Origin of the sequence: Streptococcus pneumoniae, assembly GCF_001457635.1 — a bacterium.
Classification (GTDB): domain Bacteria; phylum Bacillota; class Bacilli; order Lactobacillales; family Streptococcaceae; genus Streptococcus; species Streptococcus pneumoniae.
Genome location: NZ_LN831051.1, coordinates 1,826,938 through 1,845,303 on the forward strand (window position 1 = coordinate 1,826,938; position 18,366 = coordinate 1,845,303).

An 18,366-nucleotide genomic window follows, 5' to 3' on the forward strand; every position below is an offset into this window, starting at 1 on the left:
TTCTATTTTCCTTTTTTTGAAGTTGAAATCTGAACTCCATCTCGTCCAGCAACGATTACCTTATCCACCATTTGGTTGAATAAACCATGCTCCACAACACCAACGACATGGTCCAATTCTTGTCCAAAAGCAATTGGATTTTCAATGACATCCAAGGCGAGGTCAATGATAAAATTCTGCATATCCGTCACAAAACGTTGGCCGTCTTTTTCACGGAAACTTGGTTTGTAGCCAGCTCGTTCAAAATGACGAAAGACCTGCTCTGCACCATACTGAACCACTTCTACTGGCAATTTAAAAGCACCTAGTTTTTCGACCAGCTTGCTTTCATCCACCACCCAAATGTATTCTTTTGATGGTGTTGCGACCACCTTTTCCATGAGAAGGGCACCACCACCGCCTTTGATTCCATTAAACTGACTATCCACTTCATCCGCGCCATCAACCGTCACATCGACAAAGTCTACTTGGTCAATAGACTTGAGCGGGATATTAAGGCCTTCTGCCTGTTTAGTGGTCACACTAGAAGTTGTTACAGCTGTAATCTGCAATCCTTCTTCCTTGATACGACGACCGATTTCTTCGACAAAATAATAGGCAGTCGAGCCTGTTCCAAGTCCAACGACCATTCCATCGCTCACGAACTCAGCAGCCTTGATACCTGCCATTTTCTTCAGATTTTCCACCGATTTACCTCCATCATTCTCAGTTCTTATTTTACTATGAAACCGCTTTTTATTCAAGTAAAAACATCAAATCTACATTTTTCATCAATCTTTCTTTAAAAATATGCATTTTATTTTTACCAAACGAATAAAAATGAGTTTATCTTTTATGTATTTGATTTGTTCATCTCATTCCAGTTACAAAAACAAACTCTTAACTTTGATACGTCTAGTTTAGCCTTAAAGCAGGCGCATTTCAAGAATCATAAATTAAGAGAAGGAAGTAGATTTATCTGTCTATTTTAAACAAGTTTATCTTTGCTTACCCTATCTTGTTGACAAATAATTTTCATTATTTTGGGAAGATACCTGCTGATTTCCGTCGGTAAGACCACATAATTTTCTTGAGATAGTTCTTGGGCTATGGCTGAATGAAGATGGGTCGCTACTGCCACACGCTCGTAGAGACTGGCCTGTCGGAATTGGCCTACAAATCCTGCGATCATCCCAGCCAGAGTATCTCCCATTCCCCCAGTCGCCTGATAAGGACCACCAACCTGTAACTGGTAATAATCAGATTGGCCAACTTCCCAAATACGAGTAGCTGGGCCTTTCTCCACCAAAATTGTTCCTTGAGGGAAGGAAGTCAGAACACTAGCCGTTGCATCTTCCTTTTGCTTTTCAATCGTAATTCCAGATAATTTTTCCCATTCTTTTTGGTGAGGAGTTAGGATAAGCTGGCTTGAGGGAAATGACAAACTTGTCCTAGCAAGAATGGTCAAGGCACCTCCGTCTACAATCAAAATCTGATTTTGGCTTAAATTAACAAAGACCTGTTTTACTAGATTTTCTCCAGAAGCATCGTCTCGTAAACCAGGCCCCAGCAAGATAACTTCTGCCTTCTCCAATTGCTCTTTTAACAATTGCTGGTCTTGAAGAGAAAAGGCCATAGGCTCAGGTAAATGGCTGTGCAGAGCCGGGATATTTTCCCTGTCCGTTCCAACGGTCACCAATCCTGCACCGCTTTTTACAGCTGCTAAAGCAGCCATGATGATGGCACCTCCATAAGGATAAGTACCACCAAGCAGCAGCAGACGACCATAATCTCCTTTATGACTTGAACGAGAACGTTCAATAATAACTTTTTCTAGTAAGGTTTGATTAATCACTTTCATCCTTTTTCCCTCTCACTTTTATTATACAACAAAAAGGAGACGCAGACCTCCTTTTGTAATCTTATATCTAAAATTTAATATTCATTTCTGCCATTTTAGATATAGCTATAGAAAATACACTCTATTAATCGAATGTTTCTCTTATTTTCTATCCAATGTCCGAAGTGCTGCTTGATAAGTTTGCTCCATCAGCATGGTAATGGTCATAGGACCGACACCTCCAGGGACTGGCGTGATATGGCTAGCAAGTGGTGCAACTGCCTCATAATCAACATCTCCACAGAGCTTCCCATTTTCATCTCGGTTCATCCCAACGTCAATGACAACCGCACCTGGTTTGACAAAGTCAGCAGTCACAAACTTGGCGCGGCCGATTGCGACTACAAGAATATCTGCTTTAGCAGCCACCTTGGCAAGATTATGAGTTCGTGAGTGGGCCAAGGTTACTGTCGCATTTTTAGCCAAAAGAAGCTGAGCCATAGGTTTTCCAACGATATTTGAACGACCGATTACGACCGCATTTTTACCTTCCAAGTCAATCCCATATTCATGAAACATTTCCATAATTCCTGCAGGTGTCGAGGGAATCATGACTGGATGTCCAGACCAAAGACGTCCCATGTTTAGGGGATGGAAACCATCCACATCCTTTTCTGGGTCAATGGCTAATAAAACCGCCTCTTCATCGATATGTTTTGGTAATGGCAACTGGACCAAAATCCCATGCCAAGCTGGATCCTGATTATATTTAGCAATCAGGTCTAACAATTCCTCTTGAGTAATGGTCTCTGGAACTCGCACTACTTCGCTACGGGAACCAGCCGCAAGAGCTGACCTCTCCTTGTTGCGAACGTAGACTTGGCTGGCTGGATTATCCCCAACCAAAATCACTACCAAACCAGGCACTAGAGCTGTTTCTTCCTTTAATTTTGCAGTCTTTTCAGCCAACTGCCCCTGCAATTTGGCCGCTAAAGCTTTCCCATCAATAATCTGTGTCATATCACTTCTCTTTTCTTTCAAATATCTTCCATTATACCAAAAACTGCTAGTGCCCTCTAACACTTCTTTCCTAGGTTATCCTATAGTTTCAAACTATAAGAAAAAGCTCTGGTTGAACTTTTCACTAATCTTGTCTTGAAATTTTAAAATAGATTATAAAACCTTACTCAAGAAATCTTTAGTCCGTTGTTCTTGGGTTTGTTCAAAAATCTGCTCAGGTGTCCCATCTTCAACAACCACACCGTCTGCCATAAAGATAACACGATCTGCCACCTCACGGGCAAATCCCATCTCATGTGTTACGATAACCATAGTCATCCCTGACTTGGCAAGGTCTTGCATAACAGCCAATACCTCACCTACCATTTCAGGATCCAAGGCTGAAGTTGGTTCGTCAAAGAGCAAAACATCTGGTTCCATAGCCAACCCACGCGCGATGGCAATCCGTTGTTGCTGCCCACCCGACAGACTCTGTGGATAAGCGTCTGCCTTATCTGGCAAACCAACTTTTTCCAAAAGCTCTTGGGCTCTCTTCTCAGCAACTTCCCTGCTTTCACCTTTGGTCTTGATAGGTGACAAGGTAATATTTTCAATCACAGTCATATTAGGAAAGAGGTTAAATTGTTGGAAAACCATGCCCATCTTCTCACGCATGGCAAACAAGTCATTCTTCTTGTCCGTAATATCGACTCCCTCAAAGATAACCTTCCCCTTGGTTGCTTCCTCCAACAAATTCATAGAGCGAAGCAAGGTAGATTTCCCACTCCCTGAAGGACCGATGATAACGACAACTTCTCCTCTTTTAATCTCGAGGTTGATTCCCTTCAATACTTCATTCTTTCCAAAAGATTTATGTAAATTTTCAATTTTTATCAAGGTTTCTGTCATTATTTCTTATCTCCTTGTCCCATATGTTTTTCAAAAGCTTTCAAGGCTACTGTCAGAATAGAGGTCATAATCAAGTAATAAAATGCTGCAAATAAAAGCGGTGTTAAAGGTAGATAGGTTGTTGTAGAAACTGTTGTAGCCCCATTCCACAACTCCATGACCCCAATAGCTGATAAGAGGGAGCTGTCCTTGATAATGGTGATAAATTCGTTCCCCAATGCTGGCAAGATATTTTTGATTGCTTGTGGCAAAATCACATAACGCATCGCATTTTTAGGACGAATCCCTAGCGAATAAGCCGCCTCTAGCTGACCTTTTGGAACCGCATTGATTCCGGCACGAACAGTCTCCGAAACATAAGCACCACTATTCATAGAGATAATCAAAATCCCTGGAATCAGACGCGAAAAATCAACACCTAAAATTCCAATCTGAATAGTCGGAGCATTGATATGCATAAGAGCAAAGGCAATCATAATTTGAACCATCATCGGTGTCCCACGGAAAATCCAAACGTACAAGTTGGCCAACCAAACAAGCGGTTTAAACTTTGAACGTTGCCCAAAAGCCAAGACAACACCCAAAATAGTTCCCAAAAAGATAACACAGATAGAAATAAGAATCGTCACAACAGCCCCATAGTTAAAATAAGGTAAATACTTAGGTAAAAAAGAAAAATTCATAGTCACACTGCTTTCTAAAATAGAATACTGTATGATTATAACATGTTTTGAATTAAAATTTAAATTTTTTATCCAATTTATTTAAAAATCTTTAAACTAGCAGAATTAGCGAGAAATCTTAGTTTTTTCTAGTCAAGTTGGCCTCCTTTATGGTAAAATAGTAACGATAAGAAATGAAGGAGAATCAAAATGGAATCACATTTGGTTAGAATCATCAACCGCCTTGAAGCAATGGCAAACGATGGCGGAAATTTAAAACGTAATTTTGAACGCGAAGGAGTTGTTGTTGCAGAAGTTGCGTACAGCCACGACGAAGAAAACGGCCCAATCTTTACCCTTCGTGACGTAGAAGATCGCGAAACGTATACGTTTGATAGCATTGACTTAATCGCAATGGAAATTTACGAACTTCTCTACTAATCTAAAACAAGCTGGGATTGTCCCTGCATGTCTAAGTAAAATCCTTTTTGTCTCACAAATAGGATTTTTTTATAGTCCAAATTCACAAAAATTTTCATTGTAACAACTTCTCAAAGCTTCAATCTTTTTACTTGCTTTACACCCCAATCCTGTTATAATGAGAGTATAGAATTTGACTATTTTTGACCTTTAAACAAGTCAGGCTAAAGAAAGAAATGAGGTAGATGTATGCTTTGTCAAAACTGTAAAATTAACGACTCAACAATTCATCTTTACACCAATCTCAATGGAAAACAAAAACAAATTGACCTCTGTCAAAACTGCTATAAGATTATCAAAACAGATCCTAACAATAGCCTCTTCAAAGGTATGACGGATCTGAACAATCGTGACTTCGATCCCTTTGGTGATTTCTTCAATGATCTAAACAATTTCAGACCTTCTAGCAATACTCCTCCTATTCCCCCAACCCAATCAGGTGGAGGTTACGGTGGAAACGGCGGTTATGGTTCCCAAAATCGTGGATCTGCTCAAACTCCGCCACCTAGCCAAGAAAAAGGCCTGCTGGAAGAATTTGGTATTAATGTAACTGAAATTGCCCGTCGTGGAGACATTGACCCCGTTATTGGGCGCGACGATGAGATTATCCGTGTCATCGAGATTCTCAATCGTAGAACGAAGAATAATCCTGTCCTTATCGGTGAACCTGGTGTCGGAAAAACGGCCGTTGTCGAAGGTCTAGCTCAGAAAATTGTCGATGGCGATGTGCCACATAAACTCCAAGGTAAACAAGTCATCCGTCTGGATGTGGTTAGCTTAGTTCAAGGAACGGGGATTCGAGGACAATTTGAAGAACGCATGCAAAAACTCATGGAAGAAATTCGCAAACGTGAAGACATCATCCTCTTTATCGATGAAATCCATGAAATTGTTGGTGCTGGTTCTGCGAGTGATGGTAATATGGACGCAGGAAATATCCTCAAGCCAGCCCTTGCTCGTGGAGAACTGCAACTAGTCGGTGCTACTACCCTCAATGAATACCGTATCATTGAAAAGGATGCTGCCCTCGAGCGTCGTATGCAGCCTGTTAAAGTCGATGAACCAACGGTGGATGAAACAATCACTATTCTCAAAGGGATTCAAAAGAAATACGAAGATTACCACCACGTTCAATATACCGATGCTGCGATTGAAGCAGCTGCAACTCTTTCCAATCGCTACATCCAAGATCGCTTCTTGCCTGACAAGGCCATTGACCTCCTAGATGAAGCTGGTTCTAAGATGAACTTGACCTTGAATTTTGTGGATCCTAAAGTAATTGATCAGCGCTTGATTGAGGCTGAAAATCTCAAGTCTCAAGCTACACGAGAAGAAGATTTTGAGAAGGCGGCCTACTTCCGCGACCAGATTGCCAAGTATAAGGAAATGCAAAAGAAAAAGATCACAGACCAGGATACTCCTATCATCAGCGAGAAAACTATTGAGCACATTATCGAGCAGAAAACCAATATCCCTGTTGGTGATTTGAAAGAGAAAGAACAATCTCAACTCATCCATCTAGCCGAAGATCTCAAGTCTCATGTTATTGGCCAAGATGATGCAGTCGATAAGATTGCCAAGGCTATTCGCCGTAATCGTGTCGGACTTGGTACCCCTAACCGCCCAATCGGAAGCTTCCTCTTCGTTGGGCCAACTGGTGTCGGTAAGACAGAACTTTCCAAACAACTGGCTATCGAACTTTTTGGTTCTGCTGATAGTATGATTCGCTTTGATATGAGTGAATACATGGAAAAACATAGTGTGGCTAAGTTGGTCGGCGCTCCTCCAGGTTATGTTGGCTATGATGAGGCTGGTCAATTAACTGAAAAAGTTCGCCACAATCCATATTCTCTCATCCTTCTCGATGAAGTGGAAAAAGCTCACCCAGATGTTATGCACATGTTTCTTCAAGTCTTGGACGATGGTCGTTTGACAGACGGGCAAGGACGCACCGTTAGCTTCAAGGATGCCATCATTATCATGACCTCAAATGCAGGTACAGGAAAGACCGAAGCTAGCGTTGGATTTGGTGCTGCTAGAGAAGGACGTACCAATTCTGTCCTCGGTGAACTCGGTAACTTCTTTAGCCCAGAGTTTATGAACCGTTTTGATGGCATTATCGAATTTAAGGCTCTCAGCAAGGATAACCTCCTTCAGATTGTCGAGCTCATGCTAGCAGATGTTAACAAGCGCCTCTCTAGCAACAACATTCGTTTGGATGTAACTGACAAGGTCAAGGAAAAGTTGGTTGACCTAGGTTATGATCCAAAAATGGGAGCACGCCCACTTCGTCGGACTATTCAAGACTATATTGAGGACACAATCACTGACTACTACCTTGAAAATCCAAGCGAAAAAGATCTCAAAGCAGTTATGACTAGCAAGGGAAACATTCAGATTAAATCTGCCAAAAAAGCTGAAGTTAAAAGTTCTGAAAAAGAAAAATAAATCCTATAGAAAAGGAGTAGAAAATGAAATTTTTCTGCTTCTTTTTTTACTAAAATAACTGTAATTTCTTGACAGCTTGCCCTTTGTCCATTATGATATATAGTAGACTGAATCTGAAATAGTACGAAACAATTGCTAAAACATTTATAGAAATTAATTTTACTTTCCCAATCGATTTGTTCTCATCTTATTTCAATCTGCTATAGTCAATTGAAACAAGAGCAGGACAAAAGAGCCTCGTAAAAGGTATTGCAACAACTTGGTAATACCTTTTTGAGGTGCTTTTTGATATGAGCCCATGTTTTCTCAATAGGATTGTACTCAGGTGAGTAGGGAGGAAGAGGTAAAAGTTTATGCCCAAACTCCTCGCATAAAAGTTCTAACTTACCCATTCTATGGAATCTTGCATTATCCATAATAATAACCGATGGTGTGGTTAATGTTGGTAAGAGAAACTTCTGAAACCATGCTTCAAAAAAGTCGCTCGTCATCATCTCTTCGTAAGTCATTGGAGCGATTAACTCACCATTTGTTAGACCTGCAACCAAAGAAATCCTCTGATATCTTCTTCCAGATACTTTGCCTCTTCTTAACTGACCTTTTAATGAGCGACCATATTCTCGATAAAAATAAGTATCGAATCCTGTTTCATCAATCTAAACAGGTGCTAGGTGCTTTAAACTATTAAAATTCTTAAGAAATAAGGCTACTTTTTCTGGGTCTTGTTCATAGTAGGTGTGGTTCTTTTTTTTCGAGTGTAGCCCATAGCTTTGAGCGCATAGTGATGGTAGTTGGATGACAGCCAAATTCAGAAGCTATTTCAGTCAAATAAGCATCTGGATTGTCAGTAAGATAGTTTTTAAGTCTATCTCTATCAACTTTTCTTGGTTTTGTTCCTTTTACTTGGTGGTTTAGCTCTCCTGTTTTCTCTTTTAGCTTTAACCAGCCATAAATGGTATTACGTGAGATTTGGAAAACGTGTGATGCTTCTGTTATACTACCTGTTCGCTCACAATAAGAGAGAACTTTTTTACGAAAATCTATTGAATATGCCATAAGAAGATTATACCACATTGTGTACTATTTTTGGTTCATTTCACTATAATAATAACGATACTAGATAATGAGGAAAATGCAATGGCAAACCCAACTTTCGGAGAAAAAAAGCGAATACAGACTATATTGCTCGCTATGGCGTATATGCAGTTATCCCTAATCCTGAACAAAAACAAATTGTTCTTGTTCAAGAACCAAATGGTGCTTGGTTCCTACCATGTGGAGAAATTGAAGCAGGTGAAAATCATCAGGAAGCCCTAAAGCGTGAGTTGATTGAAGAGCTTGGTTTCACAGCAGAAATTGGTACCTATTACGGACAAGCTGACGAATATTTCTATTCTCGTCATCGTGATACCTACTACTACAATCCTGCCTACCTCTATGAAGCAACTTCTTTCAAAGAAGTACAAAAGCCACTAGAAAACTTTAATCATATTGCCTGGTTCCCTATTGACGAGGCTATCCAAAACCTTAAACGTGGTAGCCATAAATGGGCCATTGAATCTTGGAAAAAACAGCATAAGATTGACTAATACTCTTCGAAAATAAAATTTAAACCACGTCAGCGTCGCCTTACCGTACTCAAGTATAGCCTGCGGCTAGCTTCCTAGTTTGCTCTTTGATTTTCATTGAGTATAAATCAAGCGACTTTATTCAAAAAGTGCTATAATAGAATTAGAAAATCGGAGGAAATATTATGAAGCTTATCAATACGACAAACTCACACTCGCAACTTGTAAAAAGTCAGCTAGAAAGTACCGATGCAACCCTTGTTGAGGTTTATTCTGCAGGGAATACAGATGTTATTTTTACCCAAGCTCCGCTTCACTATGAAATCCTCATCTCAAACAAACACCGTGCTATTCGTGAGCCTGAAATCGAAACCATTCAAGAATTTTTCTTGAAACGTAAAATTGATAAGACCTCTGTTGATGAAGCCAATATCAAGACACTCTACTCAGAGAAATTAATTGGAATTTCAATCCCAATCAAGTAAGAAAATTGAGTAAAAACTCGATTTGAGAGAAAGTCCAATAAGTCTTTCCATAATAAAACGCATAGTAGCAGGTGCCGAAATGAACTGCACCCCAAAAGTTAGACAATTAATTTATCCGAAGGATTTAGTTCTGTATTGCACAGGGCTAAGTCCTTTTAGTTTTACCTTAATTCTCTTGTTGTTGTAATAATCAATATAGTCTATAATGGCTTGTTCCAATTGATTAAGTGATTTAAATGTTTTCTCATAGCCATAAAACATTTCGGATTTTAAAATGCCAAAGAAAGATTCCATCATACCGTTGTCTTGGCTGTTTCCCTTGCGTGACATGGATGCTTGAATTCCCTTACTCTCTAGGAACCGATGATAAGAATCGTGTTGGTATTGACAGCCTTGGTCACTATGGAGAATCGTATTCTCATAGTGCTTCTCTTTGAATGCCTGTTCCAACATTGTTTGTACTTGTTCTAAATTAGGCGAACAAGAAAGATTATAGGCGATAATTTCGCTGTTAAAGCCATCTAAAACTGGTGATAAGTAAAGCTTTTGAGTACTTGCTGGAATGGCAAATTCTGTCACATCTGTGTAGCACTTTTCCATTGTTTTAGAGCCTTCAAATTGGCCTTGAATGAGATTCTCTGCCTTCTTACCAACGTCTCCTTTATTTTCGTTTCTGTCGCATTTTAGCTTGTAAATTGAGTACTTTCATCAAGCCTTGAACTCTTTTATGATTTACCAGATAACCACGATTTCTTAGTTCTAAATAAATCCGACGATAACCATAATTTCCCTTGTGTTCGATAAAAATGGATTGAATTTCAGCTTTAAGCTCTTGGTCCTTATCTGTTTTGTCTAGCTGTTTCAAGTGATAGTAGTAGGTCGAACGAGCTAGTTTAATGGCTTTTAGAAGAAGATCTAACGAAAACTCAGTCATTAATTCTTGAACAATTTCTGTCTTTCTTCTTTCTCTTTTTCCTCCTTCAATCGGAGTTCTCTTAACTTTTTTAGGATGGCATTTTCCGCTCTCAGGTACTCTCCCTATTGTTTTCTCAACAATAGTATACCCGTTTTTCCTGTATTGTGCTAGCCAGTTAAGAAGTATCGTACGACTTGGGAGACCGTATTCAAGAGAAACTCTATCTTTAGTCCAGCCTTCATGTCAGACTTTATTAATCATTTCTTGTTTTAAATCAGGAGAATAGTAACGATTTTTTCCTTTTTTGACGAACTCTATTCCGTAACGATCAATCAATTTAATCATATACCTAAGATTAGAATTGTTTATCCCAAATTTATTTGAAAGCTTCTCTAAGCTATATCCTTGTTTTCTAAGTTCATAGATCTGAACTTTATCATCATAACTCAATTTCATAATAAAAACACCCCAAAAGTTAGATTTTTTCTGTCTAACTTTTGGGGGGCAGTTCATTCTACACCCACTATTATGCGTTTTTATCATTTTGAAATCTACTGCTAATCAATGAAGAAGCAAAGATCAAACTAGGCAGCTAGTTACAAGTTACGTAAGCGCGTCATAACAAGGTATCTATCCTAATTCCCCAACTTCCAGTATACTAGATAAAAAATAATTATCGGAGGAAAGGTATTGTACTATGATAATTCAACTAAGTGATTTAGGTCAAGTTCACCTTGTTTGTAGCAAGATAGATATGAGGCAGGGAATAGACTCATTAGCCTATGTAGTTAAAACCCACTTTGAATTGGATCCTTTCTCCGGTCAAGTCTTTCTCTTTTGTGGTGGACGTAAAGACCGCTTTAAAGCCCTTTACTGGGATGGTCAAGGATTTTGGCTACTATATAAACGCTTTGAGAACGGCAGACTGACTTGGCCCAGTACAGAAAAGGATGTCAAAGCTCTCACACCTGAACAAGTAGACTGGCTTATGAAGGGCTTTTCTATCACTCCAAAAATAAATCCATCAGAAAGTCGTGATTTCTATTGAAATGAGGACTTTCTTTTTATACTCATCTGCTTTCAAAAAGCATTCTAGTCCATCTCCGATTAACGATGGGCTTTATCACCTCCTTCTCCAGTCCTTGTATGATATCTTAAAGTTGATTCATGACATCTTCCAAAGTTTGAAAGGCTTTATTTTTAAATCCACGTTTACGAATCTCTTTCCACACTTGTTCAATGGGGTTCATCTCTGGTGTGTATGGAGGAATAAATGCAAAGCCAATATTAGTCGGAATCTTTAAGGTACTTGATTTATGCCATATAGCATTGTCCATAACGAATAAAAGATAATCATCTGGATAAGCTTGTGAAAGCTCTTCTAAAAAGACGTTCATCCACTCAGTATTACATCCACCAGCTATTAAGAAAAATGATTCGCCTGTATGGGTCCATAACAATAGCGAAATTCTCGTATATAGTGACTATGGACATGTGGACCTACTCCTATTGGAGACCAACAAGATCCCAGTTTACTGATTCTACCGAAGCCAGCCTCATCTTGGTACATCAAGCGAACCTTATGAAAACGTCTACTGGTTTTAAAGCGCTTTCTTTTCTTCTTGAATTGAAATTTTATTTTTAGACGCGACAATGGTTTGAGCGTCTGCTTTCTTAGGATGTTCTGGACGTGGCATAATATTTCGCCAACCATGGCGCTTCAACAGTTGATAGAAGGCATCACGTGTGTAGGAACGACCTAACTCCTTTTTATAAGCCTGAAATAAGGCATCAATTGTAACAAATTCTCCTGCCTCTGCAGCCTTCAAATGACGGGCAAGAAAGGCTTTCTCTTCCTCAACCGTCATATATGCATGGTTACGACCACCACGTGTTTCTTGAAGGAGAGAGTCGAGTCCGAACTCCTCATATTTTTTTACATTTCGCCAAATCGTTGTTTGATTACAGTCTATAGTGTATTGAATCTATAACAGTACACCTTGGCTGCTAAAATATTTCTATAAATTAATTTGACTTTCCTGATAGAGTTGTTCACATCTTATTTCAAACTACTATAAAAGTTCTATAATCTCTTTATAAGATTTGCCCATCAGACGAAATATAATAGATTGAAACTAGAATAGTACACCTCTACTTCTAAAACATTGTTAGAAATCAATTTGACTGTCCTGATCGATTTGTACTGTTCTTATTTCATTTTACTATAGAACGATTTGAAGGCGTTTATGATATTTAGCTGTACGAGAGTCTTTTAAAAGTGTTTTGATGGTTTGGATTTCTTCTTTAGTTGATTTCATATCACTATTATATAATGCTTTTTGATTTTAGTCTAGTATAAATAGCGAGAAATATCTATCCTATCTTCTAGAATGTCTTCCAAACGAGGAAACTCTCGTAAACAAAGAGGTTTTAGAGGCCTATTTACCGTGGACTAAAGTTGTACAAGAAAAGTGCAAATAAGAAATCTCCAGATTAGGGCTCTATAATATTTGTAGTGGGTAAATCCACTATAGATATTATGGAGCCTATTTTTGTGTAGAAAAAAAGTCCCATATGACCTATAATGAAAAGCGACAAAACAACTCATTAGAAAGAATCATATGGAACAATTACATTTTATCACAAAATTACTAGACATTAAAGACCCTAATATCCAGATTTTAGACATCATCAATAAGGATACACACAAGGAAATCATCGCCAAACTGGACTACGACGCCCCATCTTGCCCTGAGTGCGGAAACCAATTGAAGAAATATGACTTTCAAAAACCTTCTAAAATTCCTTATCTTGAAACGACTGGTATGCCTACTAGAATTCTCCTTAGAAAGCGTCGATTCAAGTGCTATCACTGTTCAAAAATGATGGTCGCTGAAACTTCTATCGTCAAGAAGAATCACCAAATCCCTCGTATCATCAACCAAAAAATTGCGCAAAAGTTAATTGAAAAGAATTCTATGACCGATATTGCCCATCAGCTGGCCATTTCAACTTCAACTGTCATTCGAAAGCTCAATGATTTTCACTTTAAACATGATTTTTCTTGTCTTCCTGAGATTATGTCTTGGGATGAGTATGCTTTTACAAAGGGAAAGATGAGCTTCATTGCGCAAGATTTTGAAAAGCTCGATATCATCACTGTTCTTGAAGGTAGAACACAAGCTGTCATCCGAGATCACTTTCTTAAATATGATAGAGCCGTCCGATGTCGCGTCAAAATCATTACTATGGATATGTTTAGCCCTTACTATGACTTGGCTAAACAGCTTCGCTTTCAAATTTCTAGGCTCAGGCTGAAACAGTCTCCCAGGCTGTTTCACTCCCGAATGCTAAAATCGTTCTTGATCGCTTTCATATTGTACAACATCTTAGCCGTGCTATGAGTCGTGTGCATGTCCAAATCATGAATCAGTTTCATCGAAAATCCCATGAATACAAGGCTATCAAGCGCTACTGGAAACTCATTCAACAGGATAGCCGTAAACTGAGTGATAAGCGATTTTATCGTCCTACTTTTCGTATGCACTTAACCAATAAAGAGATTTTAAACAAGCTTTTGAGCTATTCGGAAGACTTGAAACACCACTATCAGCTCTATCAGCTCTTGCTGTTTCACTTCCAGAATAAGGAACCAGAGAAATTTTTCGGACTTATTGAGGACAATCTTAAGCAGGCTCATCCTATTTTTCAGACTGTCTTTAAAACCTTCCTCAAAGATAAAGAAAAGATTATCAACGCCCTTCAACTACACTATTCTAATGCCAAACTGGAAGCGACCAATAATCTCATCAAACTTATCAAGCGCAATGCCTTTGGTTTTCGAAACTTTGAAAACTTCAAAAAACGGATTTTTATCGCTTTGAACATCAAAAAAGAAAGGACGAAATTTGTCCTTTCTCAAGCTTAGCTGACTTCAACCCACTACAGTTGACAAAGAGCCCAGATTAGGAACTATCCGTGAGTTCTCTAGTCTGGAGATTTTTCAATAGACTTCGTTATTGAACGGTTACCAAGTTACTCAAAGTACAGATTTGAAGCTGCAGATAAGACTGACGAAATCACTTTAATACTAAATGAAAATCAAAAAGCAAACTAAGAGCCTCAGGCTGTACTTGAGTACGGTAAGGCGACGCTGACGTGATTTGAAGAGATTTTCGAAGAGTATAAAACACTGTTTTGAGGTGGTGGATAAATCGGCTGGGCAAAAACTCAATCTCAGGAGAAAATGAAGTAAATCTCCCCACAACTATAGAAAAAGATTTGATTCTGCTCCTCACACAATAAAATCTTTTTCTTTTATTAAAAACGAATCGTTTCACGTGTTTTCTCATATGAGGTAACAAAGCGATTGGTTACACCAGGCTCTGCCACTTCCAATGCTTGAGAAATCTTGTCAAATGAAGCGTGATAATCAAATTCTTTTTCAAAAATATCTAAAGCTTCGTTAAATGCTTCTTGAATGCGTTCATCAAATGAGCGATAGCGGTTAGAATATTGCAAGAGTTGCTCTGTCAAAGTTGCATATTGTACAATATTATAAGTTTCCGTTTCTAAAGCTTCCATATCATTCGTTGCAATTTCAAGAACTCGGGTAACAGATTCAATGTTAATCATTTTTTGTTCTAACTCAACCATTAAATCCTCGGTATTATTGCTTGCCGTAAAGAATAACTTCAAGAAAGTTTGTGGAATACCTGGCAGATTGCGTTTTTCCATGTATCGCTTGATAGTATGGAGACGATTGACATAAACATTGGCCTTTTGACGTGCATTAATATCATCTTTCTCAATTTGTGTCAGGCGCTCACTAACTGAAATTTGCTCATCTTCAATATCTTTTAGTTGAGTTTGTAAATCCTCAAGATTTTCTTCAAGAACTGAATAAGCTTGGGTTGGTTCTTCTTGATTCGAAGTTACCTCAACAATAGCTGCCTCAAAACTCTCTAATTCTGTCTGAATACGACGAACATGGCTTGCAGCTGTCTCAGGAAGTAAATAGGTCTTGTTCAAACGTGCAATATCTTCTCCCAATAAAGTATTATTCTCTTTCATATGTTGAAGGTAAGTTGGAAGAGTTGCAAGTAGATTTTCCACTACTTTCTGAGCAGCAATTTCTCGAGTAAAAATATCATACAAGGCATTGATTTCCTCTTGTGCCTGTCCATTCTCATATTCGGCATTATCCAATTCCAACTGACGAATATTCTCTTGGTTTTTCTTGAATGCTTCATAAAGCAAGTGGAAACGCGCTTCAATATCCGTTTCAACAAAATGATACTTAGCATCAATTAGTTTACGATAACCGGCTTCCAAATCCTGTAATTGATTTGGCAATTCTGTAGAAAGCGTCGTAACCAAGGCTGGAACACGATCCACAATATGACTTAAGGCCAAAATGTGATTTTCTGTATTATCCAAAATCACTGCGGCTTCCACAGGGTCACCCGATGAATTCAAGGTTACAAATTGTGAAAATTCAGATTGGATATTTTCTAATTGTTTTTCAATTTCATCCAAGGCTTGACCATACTGTTCTGAATTTTCAGCAACTCTATGCTGAAGTTCCTCAAATAAATCCAAAGCATGAAGAACACGACCACTATTTTTAGATTCTTGCTTCTCTAAGTCTGCCAAAGCATTGCGAATTGCCGCAATATCTTCTTCAATCAAAGTAATTTGACTCTCAATTTGGTCAATTTGATGACTGGCCTTGAGAAAACGAAATGAATGGTTATAGCCTTCTGCTTCAAAGAGATTATTTTCAATATCGGCAAAAGAGTTGAGAGATAAATCGACCCATTTTTGATTCCATTCACGGAAAGCCACTTGACTTTGTCCAATCAAGTGCATATTTTTTACAGCTTCTACTTCATCATTTACTGGAAGATTGTATAGTTCTTCTTTTCTTTCTTCTAGCGCCTCTAATCTCCCCTCGTTTCGCTTACGTAGAAAGATTGCCACTACATAAGCCAGAACTAAAATGACTGCAATTGCAACCATTAAATAAATTAGTTGTCCATTAGACATATCAAACTCCTTTTTTACTTGAAACAATCGTAACGATTATATCATATTTTTTAGACCAAGGGAACTACTTCTCCCTATTTTTTAGACATCAAGTGTACTATAGACAGCATTTTCTTCGATAAACTCACGACGAGGCTCTACTCGATCCCCCATCAACATATCAAAGATTTTATCTGCTTCTGCAGCATCATCTACAGAAACTCTAGCCATCAAGCGATGTTCGGGATCCATGGTTGTTTCCCACAGCTGATGATCGTCCATTTCACCTAGCCCCTTATAACGCTGAATAGTCGGTTTGGTACGACCTTCACTATAACGGGCTAAAGCTTCTTGGAGTTTGATTTCTTGATCTGCACCCGGCTGGATATATTCTTTAATCTCGCTTCCAACCTTGACACCATAGATTGGTGGTTGGGCAATATAAACATAACCAGCTTCTAGGATTGGTTTCATATGACGATAAATCAAGGTTAAAAGAAGGGTACGAATGTGGGCTCCATCGACATCGGCATCGGTCATCAAAACGAGTTTTTGGTAACGGGCTTTCGAAACATCAAATTCTGCGCCAAATCCTGTTCCCATGGCTGTGAAAAGACTACGAATTTCTTCGTTAGCTAGAATCTTATCCATACTTGCTTTTTCAACGTTCAAAATCTTACCGCGAATTGGAAGGATAGCCTGAAACTCACGGTTACGACCAGATTTGGCTGATCCACCAGCTGAGTCTCCTTCGACGATGAAGAGTTCTGTTTCAGCAGGGTTATTAGAAGAACAGTCTGCTAGTTTCCCTGGAAGGTTGGAAATTTCCAAACCAGATTTTTTACGTGTGACTTCACGCGCACGCTTGGCAGCCACACGAGCCTTGGCAGCCAAAATTCCTTTTTCTACGATACGTTTGGCAATCTGTGGATTTTCCATGAGGAAATCGGAGAAGGCTTCACTGAAGAGGCGATTGGTAATCTTGACCACTTCGCTATTTCCCAATTTGGTCTTGGTTTGTCCTTCAAACTGTGGATTTGGGTGTTTAACTGAGATAACTGCAGTTAATCCTTCGCGAACATCTTCCCCTGTTAAATTATCTTCATTGTCTTTCAGTAACTTATTCTTACGAGCATAATCATTGATAACACGAGTCAGTGCCGTACGGAAACCTTGTTCATGCGTTCCACCTTCATGGGTATGAATATTATTGGCGAAACTCATGACATTTTCATGGTAACCTGTTGTGTACTGCATGGCTACCTCAACTGTGATATCATCCATCTCACCGTCTGTATAGATTGGTGTATCAAAGATTACATCCTTGTTCTCGTTGATATATTCAACGTAACTAGCAATCCCACCTTCATAATGATAATGCTTGGTTTGTTCCAAACCTTGGCGCTTATCTGTAATTGAAATTTGAAGACCGCGATTTAGAAAGGCCAACTCTTGAATCCGTTTATTTAATTTATCAAAATCAAAGATTGTTGTTTCAGTGAAGATTTTTGGGTCCGGTGTGAAGTGAACAGTTGTTCCTGTTTTATCCGTATCTCCAACTATTTCAAGATCTGCGACAACATGACCACGACGGTATTCTTGGTAATGAATCTTACCATTTTTGTGAACATGAACGTCTAATTGAGTGGAAAGGGCATTAACTACTGACGACCCCACCCCGTGAAGACCACCTGAAACCTTGTATCCACCACCGCCGAACTTTCCTCCAGCGTGAAGGACTGTAAAGACGGTCTCAACAGCAGGACGGCCTGTTTTTTCCTGAATATCGACTGGGATACCACGCCCATCATCCACAACAGTAATCGAATCATCTGGCTCAATAAAAACTTGAATATGGCTGGCAAATCCTGCCAAGGCCTCGTCAATTGAGTTATCAACAATTTCCCAGACTAGATGGTGAAGACCTTCTTTTGAGGTTGATCCAATGTACATCCCTGGACGCATACGAACAGCCTCTAAGCCCTCTAAAACTTGAATTTGACTGGCATCATAATCCTGTGCCTGCAGATTTTTGATTTCTTCTGTCATCTTA

General features: G+C 39.0%; 11 protein-coding genes and 5 pseudogenes. 6 read left to right on the top strand and 10 right to left on the bottom strand.

Features of this window, described 5'->3' with window-relative positions; genetic code table 11:
- Positions 1-2: 2 nt before the first annotated feature.
- From rpiA to AT689_RS09710, 5 genes are all read right to left on the bottom strand, one after another.
- A complete protein-coding gene (gene rpiA / locus AT689_RS09690) occupies positions 3-686 on the bottom strand; it encodes a ribose-5-phosphate isomerase RpiA (RefSeq protein WP_000429299.1) in 684 nt (227 codons plus the stop codon).
- Positions 687-967: 281 nt separating this feature from the next.
- Positions 968-1,840 (bottom strand): NAD(P)H-hydrate dehydratase, encoded by an 873-nt coding sequence (locus tag AT689_RS09695; RefSeq protein ID WP_000864683.1) that lies wholly within the window; start codon positions 1,838-1,840, stop codon positions 968-970.
- 141 nt (positions 1,841-1,981) lie between these two features.
- Positions 1,982-2,839: a bifunctional methylenetetrahydrofolate dehydrogenase/methenyltetrahydrofolate cyclohydrolase gene (locus AT689_RS09700; RefSeq protein ID WP_000192078.1), complete on the bottom strand. Its 858-nt coding sequence runs from the start codon at positions 2,837-2,839 to the stop codon at positions 1,982-1,984.
- 153 nt (positions 2,840-2,992) lie between these two features.
- Positions 2,993-3,727 carry an amino acid ABC transporter ATP-binding protein gene (locus AT689_RS09705; protein ID WP_000140949.1) on the bottom strand — a complete coding sequence of 245 codons (735 nt, stop codon included), beginning with the start codon at positions 3,725-3,727 and terminating at the stop codon, positions 2,993-2,995.
- Complete coding sequence (locus AT689_RS09710; RefSeq protein ID WP_001011635.1) at positions 3,727-4,410, bottom strand: amino acid ABC transporter permease; 684 nt, start codon at positions 4,408-4,410, stop codon at positions 3,727-3,729. Before AT689_RS09710 ends, AT689_RS09705 begins: the two co-directional genes overlap by 1 nt.
- A 189-nt stretch (positions 4,411-4,599) precedes the next feature.
- Between AT689_RS09710 and AT689_RS09715 the strand changes: the two genes are divergently transcribed.
- Together AT689_RS09715 and AT689_RS09720 are read left to right on the top strand one after the other, a co-directional pair.
- Positions 4,600-4,830 carry a YkuJ family protein gene (locus AT689_RS09715; protein WP_000443573.1) on the top strand — a complete coding sequence of 77 codons (231 nt, stop codon included), beginning with the start codon at positions 4,600-4,602 and terminating at the stop codon, positions 4,828-4,830.
- A 228-nt stretch (positions 4,831-5,058) separates the two neighbouring features.
- Positions 5,059-7,317: an ATP-dependent Clp protease ATP-binding subunit gene (locus tag AT689_RS09720; RefSeq protein WP_000882517.1), complete on the top strand. Its 2,259-nt coding sequence runs from the start codon at positions 5,059-5,061 to the stop codon at positions 7,315-7,317.
- Between the two features lie 206 nt (positions 7,318-7,523).
- Here AT689_RS09720 and AT689_RS12045 read toward each other — a convergent pair.
- Positions 7,524-8,373 (bottom strand): annotated as a pseudogene (locus AT689_RS12045) (IS630 family transposase).
- Between the two features lie 81 nt (positions 8,374-8,454).
- Here AT689_RS12045 and AT689_RS09735 point away from each other — a divergent pair.
- A pseudogene (locus AT689_RS09735) lies at positions 8,455-8,906 on the top strand (NUDIX hydrolase).
- Positions 8,907-9,070: 164 nt separating this feature from the next.
- On the top strand, positions 9,071-9,370 hold the full coding sequence (locus AT689_RS09740; protein WP_000767195.1) for a DUF1827 family protein: 300 nt from the start codon (positions 9,071-9,073) through the stop codon (positions 9,368-9,370).
- A 111-nt stretch (positions 9,371-9,481) separates the two neighbouring features.
- On the opposite strand, the pseudogene AT689_RS12650 reads toward AT689_RS09740, so the two are convergent.
- Positions 9,482-10,742: pseudogene (locus tag AT689_RS12650) on the bottom strand (IS3 family transposase).
- 241 nt (positions 10,743-10,983) lie between these two features.
- On the opposite strand from AT689_RS12650, the gene tnpB reads away from it, so the two are divergent.
- Positions 10,984-11,334: an IS66 family insertion sequence element accessory protein TnpB gene (tnpB, locus tag AT689_RS09760; protein WP_000586654.1), complete on the top strand. Its 351-nt coding sequence runs from the start codon at positions 10,984-10,986 to the stop codon at positions 11,332-11,334.
- Positions 11,335-11,356: 22 nt separating this feature from the next.
- On the opposite strand, the pseudogene AT689_RS12050 reads toward tnpB, so the two are convergent.
- Positions 11,357-12,259, bottom strand: a pseudogene (locus AT689_RS12050) (IS630 family transposase); the annotation flags it as partial.
- A gap of 648 nt (positions 12,260-12,907) precedes the next feature.
- On the opposite strand from AT689_RS12050, the pseudogene AT689_RS12060 reads away from it, so the two are divergent.
- Positions 12,908-14,214 (top strand): annotated as a pseudogene (locus tag AT689_RS12060) (transposase).
- Positions 14,215-14,606: 392 nt separating this feature from the next.
- Here AT689_RS12060 and ezrA read toward each other — a convergent pair.
- Positions 14,607-16,334, bottom strand: coding sequence for a septation ring formation regulator EzrA (gene ezrA, locus AT689_RS09785; protein WP_000064828.1), 1,728 nt, complete (start codon positions 16,332-16,334; stop codon positions 14,607-14,609).
- An 81-nt stretch (positions 16,335-16,415) separates the two neighbouring features.
- Positions 16,416-18,362 carry a DNA topoisomerase (ATP-hydrolyzing) subunit B gene (gene gyrB / locus AT689_RS09790; RefSeq protein ID WP_000134038.1) on the bottom strand — a complete coding sequence of 649 codons (1,947 nt, stop codon included), beginning with the start codon at positions 18,360-18,362 and terminating at the stop codon, positions 16,416-16,418.
- Between the last annotated feature and the right edge of the window lie 4 nt (positions 18,363-18,366).